We start from the raw sequence: 23,562 nt of genomic DNA on the forward strand, positions 1-23,562 counted from the left end.
GATCAAACCATCTGGTGGAGCCAGACGGGATCGAACCGACGACCTCATGCTTGCAAAGCACGCGCTCTCCCAGCTGAGCTATGGCCCCGTAACCAGAAGACGAATGCTCACTCGATGTAAGTGGTGGGCCTGGGAAGACTTGAACTTCCGACCTCACGCTTATCAAGCGCGCGCTCTAACCAACTGAGCTACAAGCCCCTAACGCATATCCCGTTAAGGACCCTGGATCCTGCCGTTGCAGGCCCAGCGCGTGTTCGTCCGCGAAGAAAGAGAAACGAAGACGGCGAAATCCCGCCAATGCAGCTCAACGATCTGGCGATCTGTTGGCCACTGATGTTTCTAAAACGATCCGATAGTGAGCCGAAGCTCGCTGAAGGATCATCCTTAGAAAGGAGGTGATCCAGCCGCAGGTTCCCCTACGGCTACCTTGTTACGACTTCACCCCAGTCGCTGACCCTACCGTGGCCGGCTGCCTCCCTTGCGGGTTAGCGCACCGTCTTCAGGTAAAACCAACTCCCATGGTGTGACGGGCGGTGTGTACAAGGCCCGGGAACGTATTCACCGTGGCGTGCTGATCCACGATTACTAGCGATTCCAACTTCATGGGCTCGAGTTGCAGAGCCCAATCCGAACTGAGACGGCTTTTTGAGATTTGCTAGGGGTTGCCCCTTCGCATCCCATTGTCACCGCCATTGTAGCACGTGTGTAGCCCAGCCCGTAAGGGCCATGAGGACTTGACGTCATCCCCACCTTCCTCGCGGCTTATCACCGGCAGTCTCCTTAGAGTGCTCAACTAAATGGTAGCAACTAAGGACGGGGGTTGCGCTCGTTGCGGGACTTAACCCAACATCTCACGACACGAGCTGACGACAGCCATGCAGCACCTGTGTTCCAGGCTCCGAAGAGAAGGTCACGTCTCTGCGACCGGTCCTGGACATGTCAAGGGCTGGTAAGGTTCTGCGCGTTGCGTCGAATTAAACCACATGCTCCACCGCTTGTGCGGGCCCCCGTCAATTCCTTTGAGTTTTAATCTTGCGACCGTACTCCCCAGGCGGAATGCTTAAAGCGTTAGCTGCGCCACTAGTGAGTAAACCCACTAACGGCTGGCATTCATCGTTTACGGCGTGGACTACCAGGGTATCTAATCCTGTTTGCTCCCCACGCTTTCGTGCCTCAGCGTCAGTATCGGGCCAGTGAGCCGCCTTCGCCACTGGTGTTCTTGCGAATATCTACGAATTTCACCTCTACACTCGCAGTTCCACTCACCTCTCCCGAACTCAAGATCTTCAGTATCAAAGGCAGTTCTGGAGTTGAGCTCCAGGATTTCACCCCTGACTTAAAGACCCGCCTACGCACCCTTTACGCCCAGTGATTCCGAGCAACGCTAGCCCCCTTCGTATTACCGCGGCTGCTGGCACGAAGTTAGCCGGGGCTTATTCTTGCGGTACCGTCATTATCTTCCCGCACAAAAGAGCTTTACAACCCTAGGGCCTTCATCACTCACGCGGCATGGCTGGATCAGGGTTGCCCCCATTGTCCAATATTCCCCACTGCTGCCTCCCGTAGGAGTTTGGGCCGTGTCTCAGTCCCAATGTGGCTGATCATCCTCTCAGACCAGCTACTGATCGTCGCCTTGGTAGGCCATTACCCTACCAACTAGCTAATCAGACGCGGGCCGATCTTTCGGCGATAAATCTTTCCCCGTAAGGGCTTATCCGGTATTAGCACAAGTTTCCCTGTGTTGTTCCGAACCAAAAGGTACGTTCCCACGCGTTACTCACCCGTCTGCCGCTGACGTATTGCTACGCCCGCTCGACTTGCATGTGTTAAGCCTGCCGCCAGCGTTCGCTCTGAGCCAGGATCAAACTCTCAAGTTGGACTTGAACTTTGAACCGGCTGATCACAACGTTTGACGAGGTCCCACCATTATCGACCGAAGTCGATGTGCTGCCTGCGATTCACATCGCTGGCAACGATGGTGTTTCCTTTGAAACGTGTACCGCCGAAGTCTTTCGTCCGGTCTCGATCAGAAAAGCCGAAGCTTTTCAGAAGCGAGACCCGCAAGGACTCCGCCGTCCACGTTTCTCTTTCTTCATCTTCACTTGTCAAACAGCCCGGGACCGGAGAGGCCCCAACCTTCCTGAGAGGAAGGGTTCCGACACCCTTACCGACGATGGATGAACTCCAACCGACTGGTGTCGGCTGTTGTGTCACTCAACGAGGTGAGGAGCATCAGTGGCGCGTTCGCTCGCCTTGGTCAGTGACCCGGCGGCGCCGCGCTCAGTGATTGGGGTTATAGGCCCCACCTTCCGGGCTGTCAACGCCAATCGTCAACAAATCGTCGCACAGTGGATCATCGGAAAAATTCAAGCGATTCCAGTCGATTAGAGGAGGCGCCAACGCGCGGGTCGAAGCCACCCCGCAAAAAATCTGAAAAAAAGTTTGCGCGCCGGCGGGCTCCGGAGGCCGCTTTGGGGCCCCTCCAGACGACTCCCCCTGCCCCTTCCCAACGCCACCCTGCGCCCAAGCAGGCAGAGTCCCATCCTAAGCCAGACTGAGCTCGACCTGGACCGGGCCGAGCTCCCGCGCCAGCCAGACGGGCCTCTCGGGCCCGGCCGTTCATGAAACTTTTTCCGTATTAGGCGCCGTACTAGAGCCACAATCCCGCGGCGTTCTGATACAGACAAGCTTGAATCGCGGGGATGCCAGTGGGGGCTGCCGGCGGTTTGCGTGGGGTCAGAGGAAGGCGATCAGACGATGAAGCGGCCTTCTTCGGACATTCGAGAGACATCGAGAGATCTTTTTCCGCTTAGCTGTTCGTAAATTCGGCCGGCCCGTCATCGGGGCCTTCTGACCGCGGACGCCTGTGCGGCTTGCCCATTCCTGCGATGCCCCTCGAAGAGGGCGGTCAGGAAGGGGCTTGAAACCGGGCTCTTGGAAATTGGGCTCTTGGAATTGGCCTCTTGGGTCGTTGATTGGGGGACTTGGGTTGAACCACAGGACGTCACGCGGCGCTTATGGGCGTGAGACCGGGATCATCGATCTCGGCCACGAGCCGCCGCTGTCCGTCGATGGTTCGGAAGCCGCCGTCATCGACCGCCGTCGCGTCTCGGTACAATGGTTCAGCGGGACAATTCTGACCGGACTGTGCGGCGCAGCCCTGATCGGCGGCGCCGTTTTCGCTTCTCTCGACGGCGAGATGACCTTCGCGAAGGTTCCGGAACGGGTCGAAGGCGCGCTGCGTGGGGCATTCGGCGCAGCTGACCGCGCCGCCACGCTGCACAAGAGCGATCGCCTGCCGCCCCCCAGTGAATCCACCGCCTCGCGCAACATCATGCGCGTCTCGACGGTCGCCCGCGTCGGCAACCGCGACGTGATGCGGGTGCGCCCCTTCGTCCGGATCGCCGGCAATCTGTCGATGACGACGAGCGATCTGTCGGCGAAGATTCCGCCGTTCAACGCCCAGCGTCTTCTCACCGACGTCGGCTCCGATCCGAAGAGTGCGTCGGAAGATCCGAACAATCCCGAAGCCGTCGAGCCCGACGCCGAGGTCTCCTTCGTGACCAAGGACCTGTCGCCGGTGCTGCCGAAAGCCAAGATCTCCGCGGTGGTGGCGCTCGACGACATCCTGATGCGGGTGCGCGATGCCGCCAACTGGCGCGGCAATGGCGGGGTGCGCTATGCCTCGCTCGCCAATGCCGCCGCCGACGTCTCCGGCGCGACCGGTCCGTCCGACATGAAGATGGCCTACGCCACCGAGGTGTCGCCGTCCGATCCTTATGCCGGCTTCGAGACGCGCGTGGTGCCGGAAAACGTCACGCTGCTGCCGAAGACCAAGGAACAGATCACCGGCGGCAATCCCAATGGCGAACGCGTCCATCTGGTCAAGAAGGGCGACAGCGTCGGCTCCGTGCTGCGCGATCTCGGCGCCACGGCCGACGAGATCAAGGCGATCACTGCGACGCTCGGCCCGCGCGGCCGCGACGGCGGCCTGAAGGAAGGCGAAAAGCTCCGCATCCTGATGGCGCCCGCAAGCCCCGGCGCCCGGCTCCAGCCCTATCGCGTCGTGGTTGCAAACGACACCATGGTGGAAGCGATCGCGGCGCTGTCCGATCTCGGCAAATACGTCGCGGTCGACGTCTCCAGCATGAACACCGTCGCCGACGCTGCGGCCAACGCCAACAGCGACGACGATGACGACGATGACGGTACCGGCGTCCGGCTCTACCAGAGCATCTACGAGACCGCGATGCGCAACAAGGTCCCGATGCCGGTCATCGAGGACATGATCAAGATCTATTCCTACGACGTCGATTTCCAGCGCAAGGTGCAGCCGGGCGATTCCTTCGACGTGTTTTACGCCGGCGAGGACGAGGGCGTGACGTCGAGCGAAAAGAACGACGTGCTGTTCGCTTCGCTCACAGTCGGCGGCGAGACCAAGAAATATTATCGCTATCAGAGCCCCGACGACGGCGTCGTCGACTACTACGACGAGACCGGCAAGAGCGCGAAGAAGTTCCTGGTCAGGAAGCCCGTCAACAACGCCATCATGCGCTCGGGCTTCGGCGGCCGCCGCCACCCGATCCTGGGCTATGTGAAGATGCACACCGGCGTCGACTGGGCCACCGCCTACGGCACGCCGATCTTCGCCTCCGGCAACGGCGTGATCGAAAAGATCGGCACTGAAGGCGGCTACGGCAAGTATGTCCGCATCAAGCACAATAACGGCTACGAGACGGCCTACGGCCACATGTCGGCCTACGCCAAGGGCATGGAAGCCGGCAGGAAGGTCCGCCAGGGCCAGGTCATCGGCTTCGTCGGATCGACCGGCGCGTCGACCGGCCCGCACGTGCACTACGAAATCCTGGTGAACGGCCGCTTCGTCGATCCGCTGCGTGTGAAATTGCCGCGGGGGCGCTCGCTGGAAGGCCCGATGCTCGCAGGCTTCGAGAAGGAACGTGACCGGCTCGATGGCATGATGAGCGGCCGAGGCGGCGCCATCGCGCGCATGTCGGATGCAACGGGCGGACCGTTGCAGGTGACAAACCGCTAAGTCGGCGACCGCCCGACACTGTCCGGACATCTTCGAACATGATTGAACGGAACGCTGCGAAACAGCGGCCGCTTCATCGCGTCACAACGTCAAGTTTCGTTTGCCAAAGCCGTGTGACGGGCGAATACTTTCCAAAAAAACGGGAGGTCTCGCCATGAAGAACAGGCTCGCCTGCGCGGCCCTGATTGCTGCGGTTTTCTGCATCCCGCGCGCATCCGCAGAAAACTGGGAGGTTAGCAGGCTCGTTCCGGGCTCGGCATTCCATGGCGTGCACGGGCTCGGGATCGACAAGGCCGGCCATTTGTTCGCCGGCAGCGTCGCCGGCGCTGCGCTCTATGAGGTCGACATCGCCGGCGGTACCGCCAAGGTTGCAATCCCCGCCCCGGTCGGAATGGCCGACGACATTGCATTCGCGCCCGACGGCACCATGGCCTGGACCGGCTTCCTGGCCGGCGATCTCTATGCGCGCAAGGGCGACGGCCCGATCAGGAAGCTCGCCTCGGGCCTTCCCGGTATCAATTCCCTCGCCTTCCGCAAGGACGGCAGGCTCTACGCCACCACCGTCTTTCGGCGACACGCTCTATGAGATCGACGTCGAAGGCGTCAAACCGGCCCGCCAGATCATGGAGAAGATGGGCGGCCTCAACGGCTTCGAGTTCGGCCCCGACGACAAGCTCTACGGTCCGCTCTGGTTCAAAGGACAGGTCGCCAAGGTCGACGTCGACAAGGCCGAGCTGACGGTGGTTGCCGACGGCTTCAAGGTCCCGGCCGCAGTGAATTTCGATTCCAAGGGCAATCTCTTTGTGGTCGATACCGCGCTCGGCCAGCTCGTGCGGGTCGATCCCAGGTCGGGCGCCAAGACCGTGGTCGCGCAGCTGAAGCCGTCGCTGGACAACCTCGCCATCGACGACAAGGACCGCATCTACGTCTCCAACATGGCCGACAACGGCATCCAGGAGGTCGATCCGGCGACCGGCCAGGTAAAGCAGATCATCATCGGCAAGCTCGCCCTGCCCGGCGGCATCGGTGTCACCTCGGAGAACGGCAAGGACACGATTCACGTCGCCGATGTGTTCGCCTATCGCACGGTGGACGGGGTGACCGGCGAGGTCACCGAGAAGGCGCGCATGCACGCCGCCGGCGTCACGCTCGAATATCCGATGAGTGCGACGGCGAAGGGCAACGACGTGATCCTGTCGAGCTGGTTCACCGGCACGGTGCAGGTGATCGACGGCAAGACCGGCGCAACGCGCGACATGCTGCATGGCTTCAAGGCGCCGCATGACGCCATCGTGCTCGCGGACGGCAGCATCCTGGTGGCCGAGCTCGGCACCAAGTCGCTGGTCCGTGTCAGCGGCGAGCACGGCAAGGATCGCACCACGCTGATCGGCGACCTCGAGGGACCGGTCGGGCTCGTCGGTGGCCCGAGCGGTGAGGTCTATGTCACCGAGGCCTTTGCCGGCACCGTCGCCAGGGTCGACAGCAACGGCGAAAAGACCGTGCTCGTCAGGGAGCTGAAAATGCCCGAAGGCATCGCGCGCGCGAGCGACGGCAGGCTGATCGTGGCCGAGGTCGGCGCGAAGCGATTGATCGAGATCGCGCCGGAGACCGGCAAGGTCGCCGAGATCGCGGCTAACCTTCCAATCGGCCTGACCGGGGCACCTGGAGGGCTGCCGACGCATATTCCGACGGGTGTCGCGATCGGTGCGACTGGCGTCATCTACGTCTCCTCGGACGTGGAGAATGCGATCTACAAGGTAGTGAAGAAATAAGTTTTCGGCGCGATCCAGTCAGCAGGACTTGGCGAGCCCGCCCCGCAATCGCGCGAAGCCACGCCGAGCCGCGCACCGGCGTGTCGCCTGCGCGGGTGACGCTGGTTGCGGTCGTTAGTCCCCTTAAGGTTCGCTACTACGTGGCTGTTACGGTCCATTTACCGGCGTCGCTTCTCTCGATGGTTATTTTGGATTTTCCATCGTCAATGGCTTTGGCCGCATCCGTCTTGGCCGTATCCATTGTTCCGTCTCCCACTGCCTCGGGCGTAGGCGGATCATTAAAGGTGACTGCCCCGGCAAACACGCCATTCGTCACGGTAATTTCTATTTTTGCGACTTGCTCATCTTGATCAACAAAGGTCTGCACAAGCGCTTTTGCGTCATCTTTATTCGAAATATCGACGTTCGTAGTAGTCATCGTCAATCCCCCATATATACGAACGCAACTACATCGGATCGTGCGTCTTTGCGTGCTCAATCATCTGCAATCTGACGCTCCGATTGCCCGATCCAATTGCATACGCCAAAGCATTTGGAGGACCGCCCTTCGGGGAGCGTAAACCCATTTCAAACAGTCGCGCACTCATTCGTTGCAATCGCTGGGTGCGTTTCGCTCCGCTCGAGAAATACGCGACTACCCTCTTTGTAGTGGGTCCGTTAGGGTCATAGGCACCATGTTTGTGATACTGAGACATGTTCGCCTCCATCAATTGATCGAAACTACATCGGATCTTTGTTTTCACTCGCGCACTTCATCATGTTCAATCGCGCACCCCGGTTATTTGCTCCTATGGAAAAACTGAGGGCGCTCGGAGCGCCTCCCGAAGGACTACGGAATCCTACCGCGAACAAGCATTCGCTCATTCTTGCGAGCCGGTCAGCACGCTTCGGGCCTGGCGCAAAGTACGCCAGCACACGCTTGGTCGTATCTTCGCTCGGTTGGAAAGCGCCTCCCTGGAGAACCATCGCGGCTTCCTTCTGGGTGGCAGCTTCCTTGGCAGCTTCTCCCGCCTCGGCGCTCGCTTTGATCAAGCCGGCCGTCAGTGTGCCCGCACGATAGTAGTCTTCAAGATCATGAAGTGCAGCGGAGAGAGGATAGGTACGTGGAGCGAAGTTCACCTTTGAGATGATGCGGGAGGCGACGATGTCGCGCTTTGCTTCCATCTGGGCCTGCACGATTTGAATGGTCTTGTTTACAAGCAACTCTGAATCGTAAAAGCCCCTGCTTGCATTCACGCCCCCCGCGAGCGCACTCAGGGTTCGCACGGTATTAGCCGGCGTGAACACGGCCCCGGCGGTCGTCAATCCTTGCGTGACCACCGCCGTCGTAAAGCCAAACTCGCTCCGTTCCTTCGTCAGAGCGGTCTCGAACTCGGTGAATTCTGCGTCGATGATGTACATCCGGCGAGCGATGTACTCGTTGCGATAGAATATCCGATCATTGTCGGACCTGGCGAACTCGTAGCTGGTCGCGATACCAGGCAATGCTTCCCGCGCGTTCGCCACCTCTTCGGCAACAGTGTAAATTCGATCTGGCCTTCCGCGGAAGGTTTCGCACCCCGCCAATAACAGTCCAACCAGCGCAATGCCGGCAAACGACCGCCCCACGCGACGCAACTCCGCCACACCACGCATCCCACGCCCCCTTAACTCCCCGGTAAGGATTGTGGCGAGGATGCGGCAGGTTGTTCAAGAGGATTCAGACATCCTCCGCGTTAAAGCGGCATCCGTGTCTCTTTCGAACAACACTCCTTTTGCGTGCGGCGCGTCAAAATTGTAGGGACGCAGTCAATTCCGGTAAGGATGCACCGCTGCGGCTGCGCGATCTCACATCACCCAACGCAGGTCGGGGAACCGACACGATGGTCATTTGGTTGAAGTGTCCGGTGCAGCGGCAAAGGGGATGAATGCCATGCAGCCTTTGACACGAGACGACGTCATCAAGGCCGTCGGTGGAGCTGACGACCTGACCATCGCCAGCATCATTGGCACCGGCGCCACCATGGACGAGCTGGCCGAAGCCCAAGCCTGGCTCGCCAACGACGAGCCCATGATCAACGATTTGCGGCCACTGGCGCAGGGGCGGGTACGCGAGCTTGTCGATATCCTGTCGGAGCTCGAAGAGGACGACGCCGAAGTTGGACCGGCCGAGCCCGCCCCCGCGTTCCCAGCCGGCTAGGACGTCAACCGGACCGACGAAAACAATTCGCCCCGGAGAAGTGAACCTCTCCGGGGCGATCTGTCGTTTCAGGCCGCGATGACGCTCAGTTCAGCTTCCGCTTCGACACCGGCGCCTCGAACTGGGCGATCTCCGCGGTCTGCGGCGCCTTGCCGTTGAAGGTCAGCACGTTGCCTTCGGAGGAGATCGCGACGGTGTCGCCGTCCCTGACGTCGCCGCCGAGGATCATCTCGGCGAGCGGATCCTGGAGGTAGCGCTGGATCACCCGCTTCAGCGGCCGTGCGCCGTAGGCGGGGTCCCAGCCCTTGGCGGCGAGCCAGTCGCGGCCGGCGGCATCGAGGCTCAGCACGATCTTGCGATCGGTCAAAAGCTTCTGCAGCCGGGCGAACTGGATCTCGACGATCCGGCCCATCTCGCTCTTCTGCAAGCGGTGGAACAGGATGATCTCGTCGACGCGGTTGAGGAATTCGGGGCGGAAATGCGCCCGCACCGTTCCCATCACCTGCTCGCGCACGGCGGCTGTGTCCTCGCCCTCCGGCTGGTTCACCAAAAATTCCGAACCGAGGTTCGAGGTCATGATGATCAGCGTGTTGCGGAAGTCGACGGTGCGGCCCTGGCCATCGGTCAGGCGGCCGTCGTCGAGCACCTGCAGCAGGACGTTGAAGACGTCGGGATGCGCCTTCTCGATCTCGTCGAACAGCACCACCTGGTAGGGCCGGCGCCGCACCGCCTCGGTGAGCGCGCCGCCCTCGTCATAGCCGACATAGCCCGGAGGCGCACCGATCAGCCGCGAGACCGAGTGCTTCTCCATGTATTCGGACATGTCGAGGCGGACCATCGCGGTCTCGTCGTTGAACAAATACTCCGCGAGCGCCTTGGTCAGCTCGGTCTTGCCGACGCCGGTGGGGCCCAAGAACATGAACGAGCCGGTGGGGCGGTTCGGGTCCTGCAGGCCGGCACGGGAGCGACGCACGGCGGTCGCGACCGCACGCACGGCCTCGGCCTGGCCGACGACGCGGGTGCCGAGCTGCTCCTCCATCTTCAGGAGCTTCTCCTTCTCGCCCTCCAGCATCTTGTCGACGGGCACGCCGGTCCAGCGCGAGACCACCTGCGCGATGTGGTTGGCGGTGACCGCCTCCTCCATCATCTCGCCGGAGCCTTCACGCGCCTCGATCTCCGCGAGCTTCTTCTCCAGCTCCGGAATGCGGCCATAGGCCAGCTCGCCGGCCTTCTGGAATTCGCCGCGCCGCTGCGCATTGGCGAGCTCGACACGAAGTGCGTCGAGCTCGGACTTCAGCTTCTGGGCGTTGGAGAGCTTGTTCTTCTCCGCGCTCCAGCGCGACGTCAGCGCCGCAGACTTCTCCTCGAGCTCAGCCAGCTCCCTCTCCAGAGATTCGAGACGAGTCTTGGAGCCGAGGTCGCTTTCCTTCTTCAGCGCCTCCTGTTCGATCTTGAGCCGGATGATCTCACGGTCGAGCGAATCCAGCTCTTCCGGCTTGGAATCGACCTGCATCTTCAGCCGCGCCGCGGCTTCGTCCATGAGGTCGATCGCCTTGTCCGGCAGGAAGCGGTCGGTGATGTAGCGGTTGGACAGGGTCGTGGCTGCCACAAGCGCAGAATCGGTGATCCGCACGCCGTGATGCTGCTCGTACTTGTCCTTCAGGCCGCGCAGGATCGAGATGGTGTCCTCGACCGAGGGCTCGCTGACGAAGATCGGCTGGAAGCGCCGCGCCAGCGCCGCGTCCTTCTCGACGTGCTTCTGGTACTCGTCGAGCGTGGTCGCGCCGATGCAGTGCAGCTCGCCGCGGGCGAGCGCCGGCTTGAGCAGGTTGGAGGCGTCCATCGCGCCGTCGCCCTTGCCGGCCCCGATCAGCGTGTGCATCTCGTCGATGAAGAGGATGAAAGTGCCTTCGCTGCCGGTCACCTCCTGCAGCACGGCCTTCAGCCGCTCCTCGAACTCGCCGCGGTATTTGGCACCCGCGATCAGGGCGCCGAGGTCGAGCGACAGCAGCTTCTTGTCCTTCAGGCTCTCGGGCACGTCACCGTTGACGATGCGCAGCGCGAGGCCTTCCGCGATGGCGGTCTTGCCGACGCCGGGCTCGCCGATCAGGACGGGATTGTTCTTGGTCCGGCGCGAGAGCACCTGGATGGTGCGGCGGATCTCCTCGTCGCGGCCGATGACCGGATCGAGCTTGCCGTCGCGCGCAGCCTGGGTGAGGTCGCGGGCATATTTCTTCAGGGCGTCATAGGCGTTCTCGGCGGTCGCCGAATCCGCGGTGCGGCCCTTGCGCAGCGCCTCGATCGCCGCATTGAGGTTTTGCGGGGTGACGCCGCCTTTGCTGAGGATCGCGCCTGCCTCGCTGGTCTTCTCCAGCGTGAGGCCGAGCAGCAGCCGCTCGACGGTGACGAAGCTGTCACCGGCCTTCTCGCCGGCCTTCTCGGCCGCGTCGAAGGTGCGGGCGAGCTCGGGCGCGAGGTAGATCTGGCCGGCGCCGCCGCCGGAGACCTTCGGCACCTTGCCCAGGGCCTCCTCGGTCGCCTTCAGGATCGCACGGGAATTGCCGCCGGCGCGGTCGATCAGACCGGCCGCGAGGCCCTCATTGTCGTCCAGGAGGACTTTCAGGACGTGCAGGGTGGAGAACTGCTGGTGTCCCTCGCGCACCGCGAGCGACTGCGCGGACTGGATGAAGCCCCTGGAGCGTTCGGTGTATTTGTCGATATTCATCTTTTCTTTCCCTCGGCCTGCCCCTGGGGCCCTCTAAGGCACCCCAAATGGCATCTTCATTGGGTTTCCGATTACCGCATTGACGTTTCTCAACCGGTAACGGTCGTCGTGGACCGGCGTGGCCGCCAGCCTGAGGCAGATGTGGGAAGCGGGTTGCGGATGCGAAAGAGGCGAGTTCACAATTTCGTGCGCTGATCGGCCGGCTTGGCGGAGCTGCGTCGAATCCCCTAAGTAGCGGCATGAAAGCCAGCCAGACCGCCGAAATCACCGGCCTCTTCCGCTACCCGATCAAGGGCCTGACACCGGAGGCCCTGCCCCGCGTCCCCTTGCGGCGAGGGGAGACGCTGCCCGCCGACCGCCGCTACGCCATCGAGAACGGCCCGAGCGGCTTCGACCCCGAGGCGCCCGAATGGAAGCCGAAGATCCTGTTCCTGATGCTGGCGCGCAATGAGCGGCTGGCCTCGCTCGACAGCCGTTTCGAGGATGCGACCAACCGCCTGACCATTCGCAAGGACGGCCAGATCGTCGCCAGCGGCGATCTGGAGACGGCCGCCGGGCGCGCCGCCATCGAGAGCTATTTCACCGAGAATTTTCAGCCGGAACTGAAGGGTCCGCCGAAGGTGCTCTCGGGCCGCGACCACAGCTTCTCCGATGTCGCCCGCAAGGTCGTGTCCATCATCAATCTGAACAGCGTCCGCGCCATCGAGACCATGCTCGGCGGCACCGCCGTGCACCCGCTGCGCTTCCGCGGCAATCTCTACGTCAAGGGCTGGCCGGCCTGGTCCGAGCTCGACCTCGTCGGCCAGACGCTCGCGATCGGCGAGGCCCGGCTGAAGGTGGTCAAGCGCATCGTCCGCTGCCCGGCCACCAATGTCGACCCGGTGACGGCCAAGCGCGATCTCGAGATCCCGCCGACGCTCTCGCGCCACCTCGGCCACATGGACTGCGGCATCTATGCCGAGGTCATTGCCGACGGCGAGATCGGCGTGGGCGATGCGGTTGCGGTGGAGCAGCCGAAGCTCGTCTGAGCGAACTCCGCTGCCGTAGGGTGGGCAAAGGCGCTCTTGCGCCGTGCCCACCATCTCGCCGAGCGGAGCGAAGTGGTGGGCACGCTTCGCTTTGCCCACCCTACGAGACCGTCGCTACGGCTCCATCGTCAATTCGGCATCACATACGCATAGATCCGGCCGCGCGAGACCGGCGCCTCGCGGACGCGGTTGCCGTTGTTGCCGGAGATCATGATCGGATTGCCCTGCGCGTCGATGCCGGTGATGATGCCGACATGACCGCCGCGGCGGCCGCGCGACATCACCGCGATGGCGCCGACCTGCGGGCCGGAGACGCGCGTGCCGTACCGTGCGAACGAGTTCGCCATGTCCGAGCCCGTGCCACGATGGCCGGTGTGCTCCAGCACCATGTTCATGAAGCGCGCGCACCACAGGCTGCCGCGCCCGGTCGGATTGCCGCCGAGATAGCGGCGCGCCTCGGACACGAGGCCCGATCCGCCGCCGAAGCCGCCGCTGGCAGCCATGCCGTTATTGCCCGCACCGCCGGCGCCGGCATTCGGATCATAGCTCGCCTGCGTGTCGGCGAAGCCGCCCGCCTGCAACTGCGCCGCGCTGCGCTCGAAGCGCGAGCTGCGTGCATGATGGCGATAGTGATGATGTCTGGCGTGGTGCACGTGAGTGTGCCGCTCTGCGCTATGACGATAATGCGGCCGCGCCGAGGCCGGAGAAACGAATGCGGCGACCGCCGCGAAGAAAACCGCCAGCGCGACAACACAACGCGACAGGCGGAACGCAAACAACTCAAACATTCTTCATCCTTCGTTGACACCCCTCTTTCCCGCCGGCCCGTGCCGTGGCCGACATCCGCTGGGGCGTAAAGCTTCCGGATGTGGCGAGAAAAAGACGCAACGCCCGCGAATAGCTGCGATGATTTTGTGCCGGTGCTGATGCGAAGCTGCCGCATTGCGGACATCAGCATTAACTGCAATCCTGCAAAGGCGGCCCGAAGAGAGGGAAACAGTTAATGCCCCACGCCACGACCTGGGATGACGTCCGCATCTATTTCGAAGAGGCGGGTCAGGGAACGCCGATTATTTTTCTGCACGAGTTCGCGGCCGACCACACCAATTGGGAGCCGCAGATGCGCTACTTCTCGCGCGGCCACCGCTGCATCACCTATTCGGCGCGCGGCTACACGCCGTCGGACGTGCCTGATGGCGAGGTCTACACCTACACGCATTTCTACACCGATGCGCTGGCCGTGCTCGACCATCTCAAGATCGAGCGCGCGCATCTCGTCGGGCTCTCGATGGGCGCCTACTCCTCGCTCCAGATCGGCGTGAACGCGCCGCATCGCGCGCTGTCGATGACGCTCGCCGGCGTCGGCTCCGGCTCGGAGATCGAGAACTTAGAGGCCTGGCGCAAGCAGTGCCGCGCCAATGCCGAGCAGTTCGAGACGCTGGGCTCCGCTGAAGTGGCGAAGGTCACGCGCGAGGCGCCGAGCCGGATTCCCTTCCTGGTCAAAGATCCGCGCGGCCACGCCGATTTCTACGCCGCGCTGGCGCGCCACGATGCGAAGGGCTCGGCCAACACGATGCGCGGCTTCCAGGGCGGCCGTCCCTCGATCTACACGATGGCGGACACGATCGCGAAGGTCGCTACGCCCGCGCTGATCATCTGCGGCGACGAGGACGACCCTTGCGTCGGGCCGAGCCTGTTCCTGAAGAAGCATTTGCCGGCGGCAGGGCTCGCGATGTTTCCGAAATCGGGCCACGTGCTCAATCTCGAGGAGCCCGCGCTGTTCAACGAAAGCGTGGAGCGGTTCGTGACGCTGGTTGAGGCCGGGCGCTGGCCGGTGCGCGATCCGCGGTCACTGGCGGCGCATTAGAGCGAAGGCGCCGCCAAGTATTCCGTCATTGCGAGCGCAGCGAAGCAATCCAGAATCCCGCCGCGGGGACAGCCTGGATTGCTTCGTCGCAAGAGCTCCTCGCAATGACGGAGAAACTACTTCCCTCCGCCCCGGCTGAGCAGAAATACGCCCTGCTCGCCGAACATGTTCCACACCCACCAGGGCAGGTTCAGCGGCACCGGGCGGCCGTAGAGATCGAGCGCCACCGAGCGCTCCATCTTGACGTTGATGGCGTCGCACAGCTCGACGAAATCCTTGATGGTGCAGAAGTGGATGTTGGCGGTGTCGTACCAGGTCGCCGGCAGGTTCTCCGTGCGCGGCATGTGCCCCCCGATCAGCAGCTGCAGCCGCATCTTCCAGAAGCCGAAATTCGGGAACGACACGATGGCGCGGTGGCCGATGCGCAGCAAATTCTCCAGCACGACCTTCGGCTGCCGCGTCGCCTGCAGCGTCTGCGACAGGATCACGTAGTCGAAGGCATCATCTGGATAGTTGACGAGGTCGGTGTCGGCGTCGCCCTGCACCACCGCGAGGCCCTTGGCGACGCAGCGGTTGACGCCCTCGCGCGACAGCTCGATGCCACGGCCGTCGATGCCGCGGGCCTCGAGCAGCTGAAGCAGGTCGCCGTCGCCGCAGCCGACGTCGAGCACTTTCGAGCCCGGCTTGACCATCTCGGCCACCAGTAGATGGTCGGCGCGAACCTGGCCGGACTGCCCGGCCGCAACGCCGCCCAGCGGCAGCACTTCCTGCACTGACATTGCTAGTCACCCCCGCCATTCAGTCCGCGCGCCTTGCCGGCCGATTGCAGGAAGGCGCGGGAGATGTCGAAGAACTCGGGCACGTCGAGCAGGAAGGCGTCATGGCCGCGATCGGTCTCGATCTCGGCGAACGACACCCGCGCGCTCGAGGCGTTCAGCGCATGCACCAGCGCGCGCGATTCCGAGGTCGGAAACAGCCAGTCGCTGGTGAAGGAGACGACGCAGAACCGCGTCTGGATGCCGGCGAAGGCTTTTGCCAGCACGCCGTCATGGTCGGCGGCGATGTCGAAATAGTCCATCGCGCGCGTCAGGTAGAGATAGGCGTTGGCGTCGAAGCGCTCGACGAAGGACGAACCCTGGTAGCGCAGATAGGACTCGACCTGGAAATCGGCGTCGAACGAGAAGGTCGGCAGCTCGCGGTCCTGCATGCGCCGGCCGAACTTCCGATGCAGCGCGGCGTCGGAGAGATAGGTGATGTGCGCCGCCATGCGCGCCACCGCGAGGCCGCGATGCGGATGGATGCCGCGATCGGCATAGCCGCCGTTGTGCCAGTCGGGATCGGCCATCACGGCCTGGCGGCCGAGCTCGTGGAACGCAATGTTCTGCGCCGAGTGCCGCGTCGAGCAGGCGATCGCGAGCGCAGAGAACACGCGGCTCGGATAGGCCGCGGTCCATTGCAGCACCTGCATGCCGCCCATCGAGCCGCCGACCACGGCGAACAGCGTGTCGATGCCGAGCCGGTCGATCAGCATCGCCTGCGCGCGCACCATGTCCGGAATGGTGATGACGGGGAATTCCAGGCCCCACACCTTGCCGGTGGCGGGATTGATCGAGGCGGGCCCGGTCGAGCCCATGCAGCCGCCGATCACGTTGGAGCAGATGATGAAGTACCTGTCGGGATCGAGCGGCCGGCCCGGGCCGACCAGGGTCTCCCACCAGCCGGGCTTGCCGGTGACGGGATGCACATTGGCGACGTGCTGATCGCCGGTCAGCGCATGACAGATCAGGATCGCGTTGGAGCGATCGGCGTTGAGCTCGCCATAGGTCTGGTAGGCGATCTGGAACGGGGAGAGATCGACGCCGCAATCGAGCCGCAGCGGCTGCTCAGCGCCGAAATGCGCGACCAGCGAACTCGGATGATCGACCTCGTGCGATCGATCGTCGGCACTGATCGCGGGACTTGGAATGGACTTGACGCCAACCATCTGACCATCGACCTCGTTTGCGATCGGACTTCAGACCGCATTGACATCAGGCCATGAAAAACCCGGCCTGAACGATAGGTTCGGCCGGGATCGGAAGCGTCCCCGGCCTGTTTAGCGAGTTTTTTAACGTGGCTGCAAGCCGGCCGGCTCAAATGACCACGGAACAGGCAAAAACCTACCGGCTTGGACGGTTTTCGTCAAGTCGCGGCCCGGATCAGCCAAATTCGTCCCTGCCTCGCCGGCCGAGCAGGCCTAATTTCCCTTTGCATTTCTCTTTGCTTTCGTCGCCCTGACTGCCTAATCAGGACGCTGATCGCAGCGGATCGGACCTTACCAGTCTCGTTGGCCGGCCCGCATTGGAACGCCTCTCAACAACCACTGTCAGATATGTCCCAACGTCCGCCCGCGCCACCATCATTGCAGGAATTGCGCAAGGAGATCGATGCGATCGACGAGAGCATGCATCGCCTGCTGATGCAGCGCGGAGACATCATCGACCGCCTGATCCAGGTGAAGCAGACCCAGGAGGTCGGCTCGGCCTTCCGCCCGGCGCGCGAGGCCTCCATGATGCGCGAGATCGTGCAGCGTCATCGCGGCATCCTGCCGCTCGACACCGTCGAGAGCATCTGGCGCGTCATCATCTCGACCTTCACCTATGTGCAGGCGCCGTTCTCCGTGCATGCCGACATCTCGGTGAGCGAGCCCGCGATGCGCGATTCCGTCCGCTTCCATTTTGGTTTCACGGTGCCCTACGTCGCGCATTTCAGCGCGCAGGCCGCAGTCGAGGCGGTGGCGAAATCCAAGGGCGACCTGGCGCTGGTCTCGGCGACCTCCAGCCGCACACCGTGGTGGCTGGAGCTGGAGGCACAAGGCGCACCGAAGATCATCGCGCGGATGCCCTTCGTCGAGCGCGCCGACCATCCGGCCGCGCTGCCCGTGTTCGCGATCTCACGCGTCGCCGACAGCGCCCTGGTGACGGAGGTCGAGACCTTCAGCGTTCGCGTGTCGGGGTGGAATGCCGAGGTCGCGCGCACCCTGTCGCCGCTCGCCGACATCGTGGCGGTGCCCGATACCGCCTTCGACGGCGCGGCGCTGCTGGTCTCGGTCACGGCTGCGAGCAGCATCGACAAAATCAAGGCTGCCCTGATCGAGGCGGGGGCCTCGGTGCGCTCCACGGCCCTCGTCGGCAGCCACGCAACGCGCTATACGGTGGCCCCGACCGGGTCGAAATCGTAAATCGCGTACCGCCTAAAGCCTATCCGGAGTTGAAGATGTCCCGCCCCGTGCCGAACCCCGGCATTCTCGATATTGCGCCCTACACGCCCGGCAAGACCCCGGTGCCGGAGCCGGGCCGCAAGGTGTTCAAGCTCTCGGCCAACGAGACGCCGTTCGGGCCCTCGCCCAAGGCGATCGAGGCCTTCAAGCGCGTGGCGGATCATCTGGAAGACTATCCGGAAGGCACCTCGCGCGTGCTGCGCGAAGCGATCGGCCGCTCGTTCGGCCTCGATCCGAACCGCATCATCTGCGGCGCCGGCTCGGACGAGATCCTCAACCTGCTCGCCCACACCTATCTCGGCCAGGGCGACGAGGCGATCTCCACCACCCACGGCTTCCTGGTCTATCCGATCGCGACCATGGCGGTCGGCGCCAGGAACGTGATCGCGGAGGAGACCAACCTCACCTGCAACGTCGACGCCATCCTGAAGGCGGTGACGCCGAAGACGAAGCTGGTCTGGCTCGCCAACCCGAACAACCCGACCGGCACCTACATCCCGTTCGACGAGGTCAAGCGGCTGCGCGCCGGACTGCCCTCGCATGTGCTGCTGGTGCTGGACGCCGCCTATTGCGACTACGTCTCGCGCAACGATTACGAAATGGGGATCGAGCTCGTCGCCACCACCGAGAACACGGTGGTGACGCACACCTTCTCCAAGATCCACGGCCTTGCCGCGCTGCGGATCGGCTGGATGTTCGGCCCCGAGCACATCATCGATGCGGTCAACCGCATCCGCGGTCCCTTCAACGTGTCGACGCCGGCGATGTATGCCGCGGTCGCCGCGATCGAGGACACCGCGCATCAGGCGATGTCGAAGCAGTTCACCGAGACCTGGCGCAACTGGCTGACCGAGGCGATCACCAAGCTCGGGCTGAAGGTGACGCCGAGCGTTGCCAATTTCGTGCTGATCCACTTCCCGACCGACAAGGGCAGGACCTCGGACGACGCCGATGCCTTCCTCACCAAGCGCGGCCTCGTGTTGCGCGCGCTGAAGAACTACGGCCTGCCGCATTCCCTGCGCATGACCATCGGCACCGAAGAGGCCAACCGCCTCGTCGTCGATGCCTTGCGCGACTTCATGGCCGGCAAATGAGCGCGAACCCGCATTTCCAGCGCGTCGCCCTGATCGGCTTCGGCCTGATCGGCGGCTCGATCGCGCGCGCTGCGAAGCTCCAGGGCCTGGCTTCCGAGATCGTCACCACCGCGCGCTCGGAGAAGACGCGCGCGCGGGTGATCGAGCTCGGCATTGTCGACCAGGTGGTGGCCACCAATGCGGAAGCGGTGAAGGATGCCGATCTCGTCATCCTCTGCATTCCCGTCGGCGCCTGCGGGCCGGTGGCGCAGGAGATCGCGCCGCATCTCAAGCCCGGCGCAATCATCTCCGACGTCGGCTCGGTCAAGGGCGCGATCGTTAGGGACATGGCGCCGCACCTGCCGAAGAACGTCCACTTCGTGCCGGCGCATCCGGTCGCGGGCACCGAGCATTCGGGGCCGGATTCCGGCTTCGCCGAGCTCTTCATCAACCGCTGGTGCATTCTGACGCCGCCGGAAGGCGTCGATGCCGCTGCCACCGATCGCCTGCGCGCGTTCTGGGCCGCGATGGGCGCCAAGGTCGAGATCATGACGCCGGATCATCATGACCTCGTGCTCGCGATCACCAGCCATCTGCCGCATCTGATCGCCTACACCATCGTCGGCACCGCCGACGAGCTGGCGCAGGTGACAGAGTCCGAGGTGATCAAGTTCTCCGCCGGCGGCTTCCGCGACTTCACCCGCATCGCGGCCTCCGATCCGACGATGTGGCGCGACGTATTCCTTGCCAACAAGGAGGCGGTGCTGGAGATGCTCGGCACCTTCACCGAGGATCTCGCCAAGCTGACCCGCGCGATCCGGCGCGGCGATGGCGAGGCACTGTTCGATCACTTCACCCGCACCCGCGCGATCCGCCGCGGCATCGTCGAGATCGGCCAGGATTCGGCCGCAGCCGATTTCGGCCGCCAGCACGGGCAGCTCGCGAAGAAGCCGTAGCCACCCCTCTCTCCTCCGTCATTGCGAGGAGCACAGCGACGAAGCAATCCAGACTGTTTCCGGGGAGAAAGTCTGGATTGCTTCGCTTCGCTCGCAATGACGAGGGCATCAATACAGCTGCGTAGCCCGGATGGAGCGCAAGCGTAATCCGGGACAGTGCCAGTCGTATCGAAGCCCCCCGGATTGCGCTTCGCTCCATCCGGGCTACGGGAGCCAATCAATACAGCGGCGGGATCTGGCCGACCTTGACTGGGCCGAGCAGCACGGCACCGTCGACGAATTTCAGCGGAAAGCTTCTCGCCTTCTTGCCCTCGAGCGTGCTCTCGGTGCCGATCGAGTTGATGCCGGCGGCCAGTCCGGCATTGGCGTTCTGCTTGATGACCTTGCCGAGGCCGGGAACGGCACGGTCGAGCGCGCCAAAGAGATTGTTGAGGTCCTGCGACTTCACACCGGGCGCGACGCGATCCAGCGTTGCCTGCGGCACGCCCTCTTCCAGCATCTTCTCGATCCCGAGCGCCGGGATCACGCGCTCTAGGCCGGTCACCGTCATCTGCAGCTCACCGTCGAGTCGGCCATTGGCCGACAGGCCGAGCGTGCCGGCCGCGACCGCGATCATCTCACCCTGCTGGATGCGCGACTGCACGATCTCGATATGACCGCCGGCCGCCTGGATCTCGCGGAAGCGTTGCGGCCATGGCTTTGGCGTGAGGTCGGAGAGACCCGTGATCTTGGCGCGCGTATCGGCCTCGAACGGCTCGGCGAGCAGGGGGTGAACGCCCTGGACGCTGCCCTGCGCGACATGGAGCACGGTCTCGATCACAGGATGATCGGCCGGCGAGCCATCCGCAAGGCGGCCATGCAGCTCGATCTGCTTGGCGCGCGCGAGCGGCACCTGCACGCTGCCGTCCAGCCGGTTGATGTTGGGATCGTCGAACACGATGGAGGCACGGTCCGGCACGGCCGGCAGGCCGACGACGCTGCTGCGGCCCTTGCTCCAGTTCACCACGAAGGTGTTTTGCGTGACGCCGTCGGTGAGCGTCGCCGGTGCCGAAAACTCGGCGATCACGAGCTTGGGATCGTAGACCTGCGCAACGACCAGGATGTTGTCGAGCCTGGCGGTGAACGGCGTCTTGCTGGCGTTCTGCGAGACCAGGGCGACGCTGGCGCTGGAGCACTGGACCTCAAAGCGGAACGGGAAGCCTGCGATCGAGCGCTTGGCGCAATCATAGATGCGGCCGGACTTGGCCTCCTGCGCGCGCCAGGCGTCCGCGGCGACCTCTGCCTGCGACGCGGCATAGAACCAGAAGCAGGTCCACGCGACGGCGAGGATCAGCAGGAGAACGGGTGCGATGAAAAGGCCCCAACGGGAGCGGCGGCCTGTGGCAACGGTCATATCGGACATGCGGCGACCCTTTGGCCCCAGATTCAGGCAAATGTAAGCGGAGCCGGCCCCCGACGAAAGACGGAGAATTCGCTTCGCTTGGGGCCGGGGTTCTGGTAGCCGTGCCCGAAATGTCGGAAATCACCCTCCCCTCCGTCACCACAGCCAAGGGCGACCTCTGGGTGTTCGGCTACGGCTCGCTGATGTGGCGGCCGGGCTTCGAATTCGAGGAGCGCGTCCCGGCGCGGCTGGTCGGCGAGCACCGCGCGCTCTGCGTCTATTCCTTCGTGCATCGCGGCACGCCGGAGAAGCCCGGCCTGGTGCTCGGGCTCGATCGCGGCGGCGCCTGCCGCGGCATCGCCTTCCGCGTCGCCGAGAAGAACCGTGTCGACGTCGTCGCCTATTTGCGCGAACGCGAGCAGGTCACGTCGGTCTATCGCGAGGTGATGCGCTCGGTGTGGCTGGAGAATGATGCGCGCCAGCGCGTCTCGGCGCTCGCCTATGTCGTCGACCGCGGCCATGTGCAATATGCCGGACGCCTGTCGCTTGCCGATCAGCACCGCCACGTCGTCCAGGGCCACGGCCAGTCCGGCGCCAATCGCGACTATGTGACGGCAACGGTGAAAGCCATCGAGGCCGAAGGTTTTCGCGACAGGCAATTGCATCAGCTCGCGACGATGCTGCACGGGGAAGCACATTCGCTGCACGCGCTGGCTCCCGAAGATCGAGAGAGCCGCTAGCTCTCCGACGGCGCGTAGCTCGGCGCGCTGCCGATCAACTGCTCCTGCTCTTTCCGCCCCGCTTCGACGAGGCGGCCGGTCGCGTCTTCGATGACCGTCTGCACGCGGGAAAGAAACTCGTCCTTCGGCAGGCCCGGCGGCAACGGATCGAGGAACTCGACCACCAGCGTGCCCGGATAGCGCATGAAGGTGCGGCGCGGCCAGAACAGGCCTGAGTTGAGCGCGATCGGCAGGCATTGCACGCCGCAGGACGAATAGATCTGCGCAAAACCTGTCTTGTAATCGGGCGGCGCGCCCGGCGCGCGGCGCGTGCCTTCCGGAAAGATCACGAGCTGCTTTCCGCTGCGGACCGCATCGCGCGCCCGCCGCGTCATGTCCAGCAGCGCCTTCACGCCGGCATTGCGATCGATCGCGATCATCCCGGTCTTGACCAGGAACTGGCCGAACACCGGGATCTGCATGAGCTGGCGCTTGAGGATGAAGATCGGACGATTGAAGAAGCCTGGCAAAACGAACGTTTCCCAGAACGACTGGTGCTTTGCTGCGATCACCAGCGGTCCCTGCGGGATCTTCTCAGTCCCTCGGAATTCCACCCTGATGTTGCAGACCACGCGCATCAGGAAAAGCGTCGCCTTCGCCCACCATTGCGCGACCGTGAGCATGGCACGCGGCGGCAATGCGAAGGTCGGCAGCGCCACGATCGCAAGGCAGACCAATACGGCGTAGAACAGCACGTTGAACACGAGCGAGCGCAGGAAAATCAGAAACATCGACGATCCGATTAGTTTGCCGACCAATTTGCCGGTCAATTGGCTTGGGCGGTGGCGGGCCGCTTCGGCTGCTGACCTGCAGGCTGCTCCGACATCTCGGGCGAAAGGTCAATCCCGAAATCCTCCAGCCGCACCCTGAGCTCGGCCGCGATGTACTTGACATATTCGGACAAGAGCAGCCGCAGGGTGGACGCCGAGGTCCACCACGGCTCCTCGCGCCATTTGTCGCCGACCACCACGAACGGAATCAGCGTGGTCTCCGGCATCGCGTGCGAGAATTCCACCAGCGCGCGCGGCATGTGATAATTCGAGGTGACCACGATCAGCGACTTGAAGCGTCGCCCTTCCGCCCAGCGTCGCGCCTCCGCGGCGTTGCCGCGGGTCGTCAGCGCGGTGCGATCGAGGTCGACGCAGCAGGTCATGAAGGCCTGGTTCTCCGGCAAGGTCCGCGAGATGTCGTTTGCCGTCGAGGTCGGATGCACGCCGGAGATCAGCAGCCGCTTGCCATAGCCGGCGGCCAGCAGCTCCATCGCGTCCGACACCCGCGAGGAACCGCCGGTCAGGACGACGATGCCGTCGGCCTTGCGGTCCGGCGCAATCTCGGCGCCGCGCATCTGCGACAGGAACGCGACGAAGCCCGCCGCCGCTGCGACGAAAGCGAGCGCAATCGTCGACACGATTGTCGCGCGCAGCCAGCCGCGCGGCAGTTTCGGCGATCGATCGTCGGTCGGCGAGGTCATGCGATGTCGGTGATCCCTT

17 protein-coding genes, 2 tRNA genes, 1 rRNA gene, 1 pseudogene and 1 riboswitch are annotated in these 23,562 nt (G+C 63.7%); of the genes and pseudogenes, 9 read left to right on the forward strand and 12 right to left on the reverse strand.

What is annotated here, in order from left to right; genetic code table 11:
- Positions 1-12: 12 nt before the first annotated feature.
- The 3 genes from IQ16_RS36695 to IQ16_RS36705 form a co-directional block, all read right to left on the reverse strand.
- A tRNA-Ala gene (locus IQ16_RS36695) sits at positions 13-88 on the reverse strand.
- Between the two features lie 33 nt (positions 89-121).
- Positions 122-198: transfer RNA gene (locus IQ16_RS36700), tRNA-Ile, on the reverse strand.
- A gap of 190 nt (positions 199-388) precedes the next feature.
- A 16S ribosomal RNA gene (locus IQ16_RS36705) occupies positions 389-1,877 on the reverse strand.
- A 1,112-nt stretch (positions 1,878-2,989) separates the two neighbouring features.
- Between IQ16_RS36705 and IQ16_RS36710 the strand changes: the two genes are divergently transcribed.
- Complete coding sequence (locus IQ16_RS36710) at positions 2,990-5,053, forward strand: M23 family metallopeptidase (RefSeq protein WP_018646560.1); 2,064 nt, start codon at positions 2,990-2,992, stop codon at positions 5,051-5,053.
- Positions 5,054-5,207: 154 nt separating this feature from the next.
- Positions 5,208-6,825: pseudogene (locus IQ16_RS36715) on the forward strand (hypothetical protein).
- Positions 6,826-6,961: 136 nt separating this feature from the next.
- Here the strand turns inward: IQ16_RS36715 and IQ16_RS36720 are convergent.
- Together IQ16_RS36720 and IQ16_RS36725 are read right to left on the reverse strand one after the other, a co-directional pair.
- The gene (locus tag IQ16_RS36720) at positions 6,962-7,243 is read right to left on the reverse strand and encodes a hypothetical protein (RefSeq protein ID WP_018646559.1); all 282 of its coding nucleotides are present in this window, start codon (positions 7,241-7,243) and stop codon (positions 6,962-6,964) included.
- Between the two features lie 302 nt (positions 7,244-7,545).
- Positions 7,546-8,460 carry a hypothetical protein gene (locus tag IQ16_RS36725; RefSeq protein WP_018646558.1) on the reverse strand — a complete coding sequence of 305 codons (915 nt, stop codon included), beginning with the start codon at positions 8,458-8,460 and terminating at the stop codon, positions 7,546-7,548.
- A 277-nt stretch (positions 8,461-8,737) separates the two neighbouring features.
- Here IQ16_RS36725 and IQ16_RS36730 point away from each other — a divergent pair, with 277 nt between their 5' ends.
- On the forward strand, positions 8,738-9,004 hold the full coding sequence (locus IQ16_RS36730) for a hypothetical protein (RefSeq protein WP_035667599.1): 267 nt from the start codon (positions 8,738-8,740) through the stop codon (positions 9,002-9,004).
- Positions 9,005-9,089: 85 nt separating this feature from the next.
- Here IQ16_RS36730 and clpB read toward each other — a convergent pair whose 3' ends face one another.
- Positions 9,090-11,729 carry an ATP-dependent chaperone ClpB gene (gene clpB, locus IQ16_RS36735; RefSeq protein WP_018646556.1) on the reverse strand — a complete coding sequence of 880 codons (2,640 nt, stop codon included), beginning with the start codon at positions 11,727-11,729 and terminating at the stop codon, positions 9,090-9,092.
- 239 nt (positions 11,730-11,968) lie between these two features.
- On the opposite strand from clpB, the gene IQ16_RS36740 reads away from it, so the two are divergent.
- Complete coding sequence (locus IQ16_RS36740) at positions 11,969-12,757, forward strand: MOSC domain-containing protein (protein ID WP_018646555.1); 789 nt, start codon at positions 11,969-11,971, stop codon at positions 12,755-12,757.
- A 128-nt stretch (positions 12,758-12,885) separates the two neighbouring features.
- Here the strand turns inward: IQ16_RS36740 and IQ16_RS36745 are convergent, their stop codons facing one another.
- Complete coding sequence (locus IQ16_RS36745) at positions 12,886-13,545, reverse strand: NlpC/P60 family protein (RefSeq protein ID WP_018646554.1); 660 nt, start codon at positions 13,543-13,545, stop codon at positions 12,886-12,888.
- A 215-nt stretch (positions 13,546-13,760) separates the two neighbouring features.
- On the opposite strand from IQ16_RS36745, the gene IQ16_RS36750 reads away from it, so the two are divergent.
- A complete protein-coding gene (locus IQ16_RS36750) occupies positions 13,761-14,624 on the forward strand; it encodes an alpha/beta fold hydrolase (RefSeq protein ID WP_018646553.1) in 864 nt (287 codons plus the stop codon).
- A 116-nt stretch (positions 14,625-14,740) separates the two neighbouring features.
- Here IQ16_RS36750 and metW read toward each other — a convergent pair whose 3' ends face one another.
- Together metW and metX are read right to left on the reverse strand one after the other, a co-directional pair.
- Positions 14,741-15,403 carry a methionine biosynthesis protein MetW gene (metW, locus tag IQ16_RS36760; RefSeq protein ID WP_018646552.1) on the reverse strand — a complete coding sequence of 221 codons (663 nt, stop codon included), beginning with the start codon at positions 15,401-15,403 and terminating at the stop codon, positions 14,741-14,743.
- Positions 15,404-15,405: 2 nt separating this feature from the next.
- Entirely contained in the window at positions 15,406-16,608 is a 1,203-nt protein-coding gene (metX, locus tag IQ16_RS36765) for a homoserine O-acetyltransferase MetX (protein ID WP_018646551.1), read from the reverse strand.
- Positions 16,609-16,698: 90 nt separating this feature from the next.
- Positions 16,699-16,778: riboswitch (SAM riboswitch) on the reverse strand.
- Between the two features lie 217 nt (positions 16,779-16,995).
- On the opposite strand from metX, the gene IQ16_RS36770 reads away from it, so the two are divergent.
- From IQ16_RS36770 to IQ16_RS36780, 3 genes are read left to right on the forward strand one after another with little or no spacing between them, the layout of a single operon-like run.
- Positions 16,996-17,844, forward strand: coding sequence for a chorismate mutase (locus tag IQ16_RS36770; protein WP_018646550.1), 849 nt, complete (start codon positions 16,996-16,998; stop codon positions 17,842-17,844).
- A 35-nt stretch (positions 17,845-17,879) separates the two neighbouring features.
- Positions 17,880-18,977 carry a histidinol-phosphate transaminase gene (gene hisC, locus IQ16_RS36775; protein WP_026312548.1) on the forward strand — a complete coding sequence of 366 codons (1,098 nt, stop codon included), beginning with the start codon at positions 17,880-17,882 and terminating at the stop codon, positions 18,975-18,977.
- Complete coding sequence (locus IQ16_RS36780; protein WP_018646548.1) at positions 18,974-19,912, forward strand: prephenate/arogenate dehydrogenase family protein; 939 nt, start codon at positions 18,974-18,976, stop codon at positions 19,910-19,912. Before hisC ends, IQ16_RS36780 begins: the two co-directional genes overlap by 4 nt.
- 217 nt (positions 19,913-20,129) lie before the next feature.
- On the opposite strand, the gene IQ16_RS36785 is transcribed toward IQ16_RS36780, so the two are convergent.
- Entirely contained in the window at positions 20,130-21,314 is a 1,185-nt protein-coding gene (locus IQ16_RS36785; RefSeq protein WP_018646547.1) for a DUF2125 domain-containing protein, read from the reverse strand.
- Between the two features lie 110 nt (positions 21,315-21,424).
- On the opposite strand from IQ16_RS36785, the gene IQ16_RS36790 reads away from it, so the two are divergent.
- Positions 21,425-22,033: a gamma-glutamylcyclotransferase gene (locus tag IQ16_RS36790; RefSeq protein ID WP_026312547.1), complete on the forward strand. Its 609-nt coding sequence runs from the start codon at positions 21,425-21,427 to the stop codon at positions 22,031-22,033.
- Here IQ16_RS36790 and IQ16_RS36795 read toward each other — a convergent pair.
- Complete coding sequence (locus IQ16_RS36795) at positions 22,030-22,803, reverse strand: lysophospholipid acyltransferase family protein (protein ID WP_018646545.1); 774 nt, start codon at positions 22,801-22,803, stop codon at positions 22,030-22,032. The genes IQ16_RS36790 and IQ16_RS36795 overlap by 4 nt on opposite strands.
- A 35-nt stretch (positions 22,804-22,838) precedes the next feature.
- Positions 22,839-23,543: a YdcF family protein gene (locus IQ16_RS36800; protein WP_018646544.1), complete on the reverse strand. Its 705-nt coding sequence runs from the start codon at positions 23,541-23,543 to the stop codon at positions 22,839-22,841.
- Positions 23,544-23,562: the final 19 nt, after the last annotated feature.

It is taken from the genome of Bradyrhizobium huanghuaihaiense, assembly GCF_007830635.1.
GTDB lineage: Bacteria > Pseudomonadota > Alphaproteobacteria > Rhizobiales > Xanthobacteraceae > Bradyrhizobium > Bradyrhizobium huanghuaihaiense.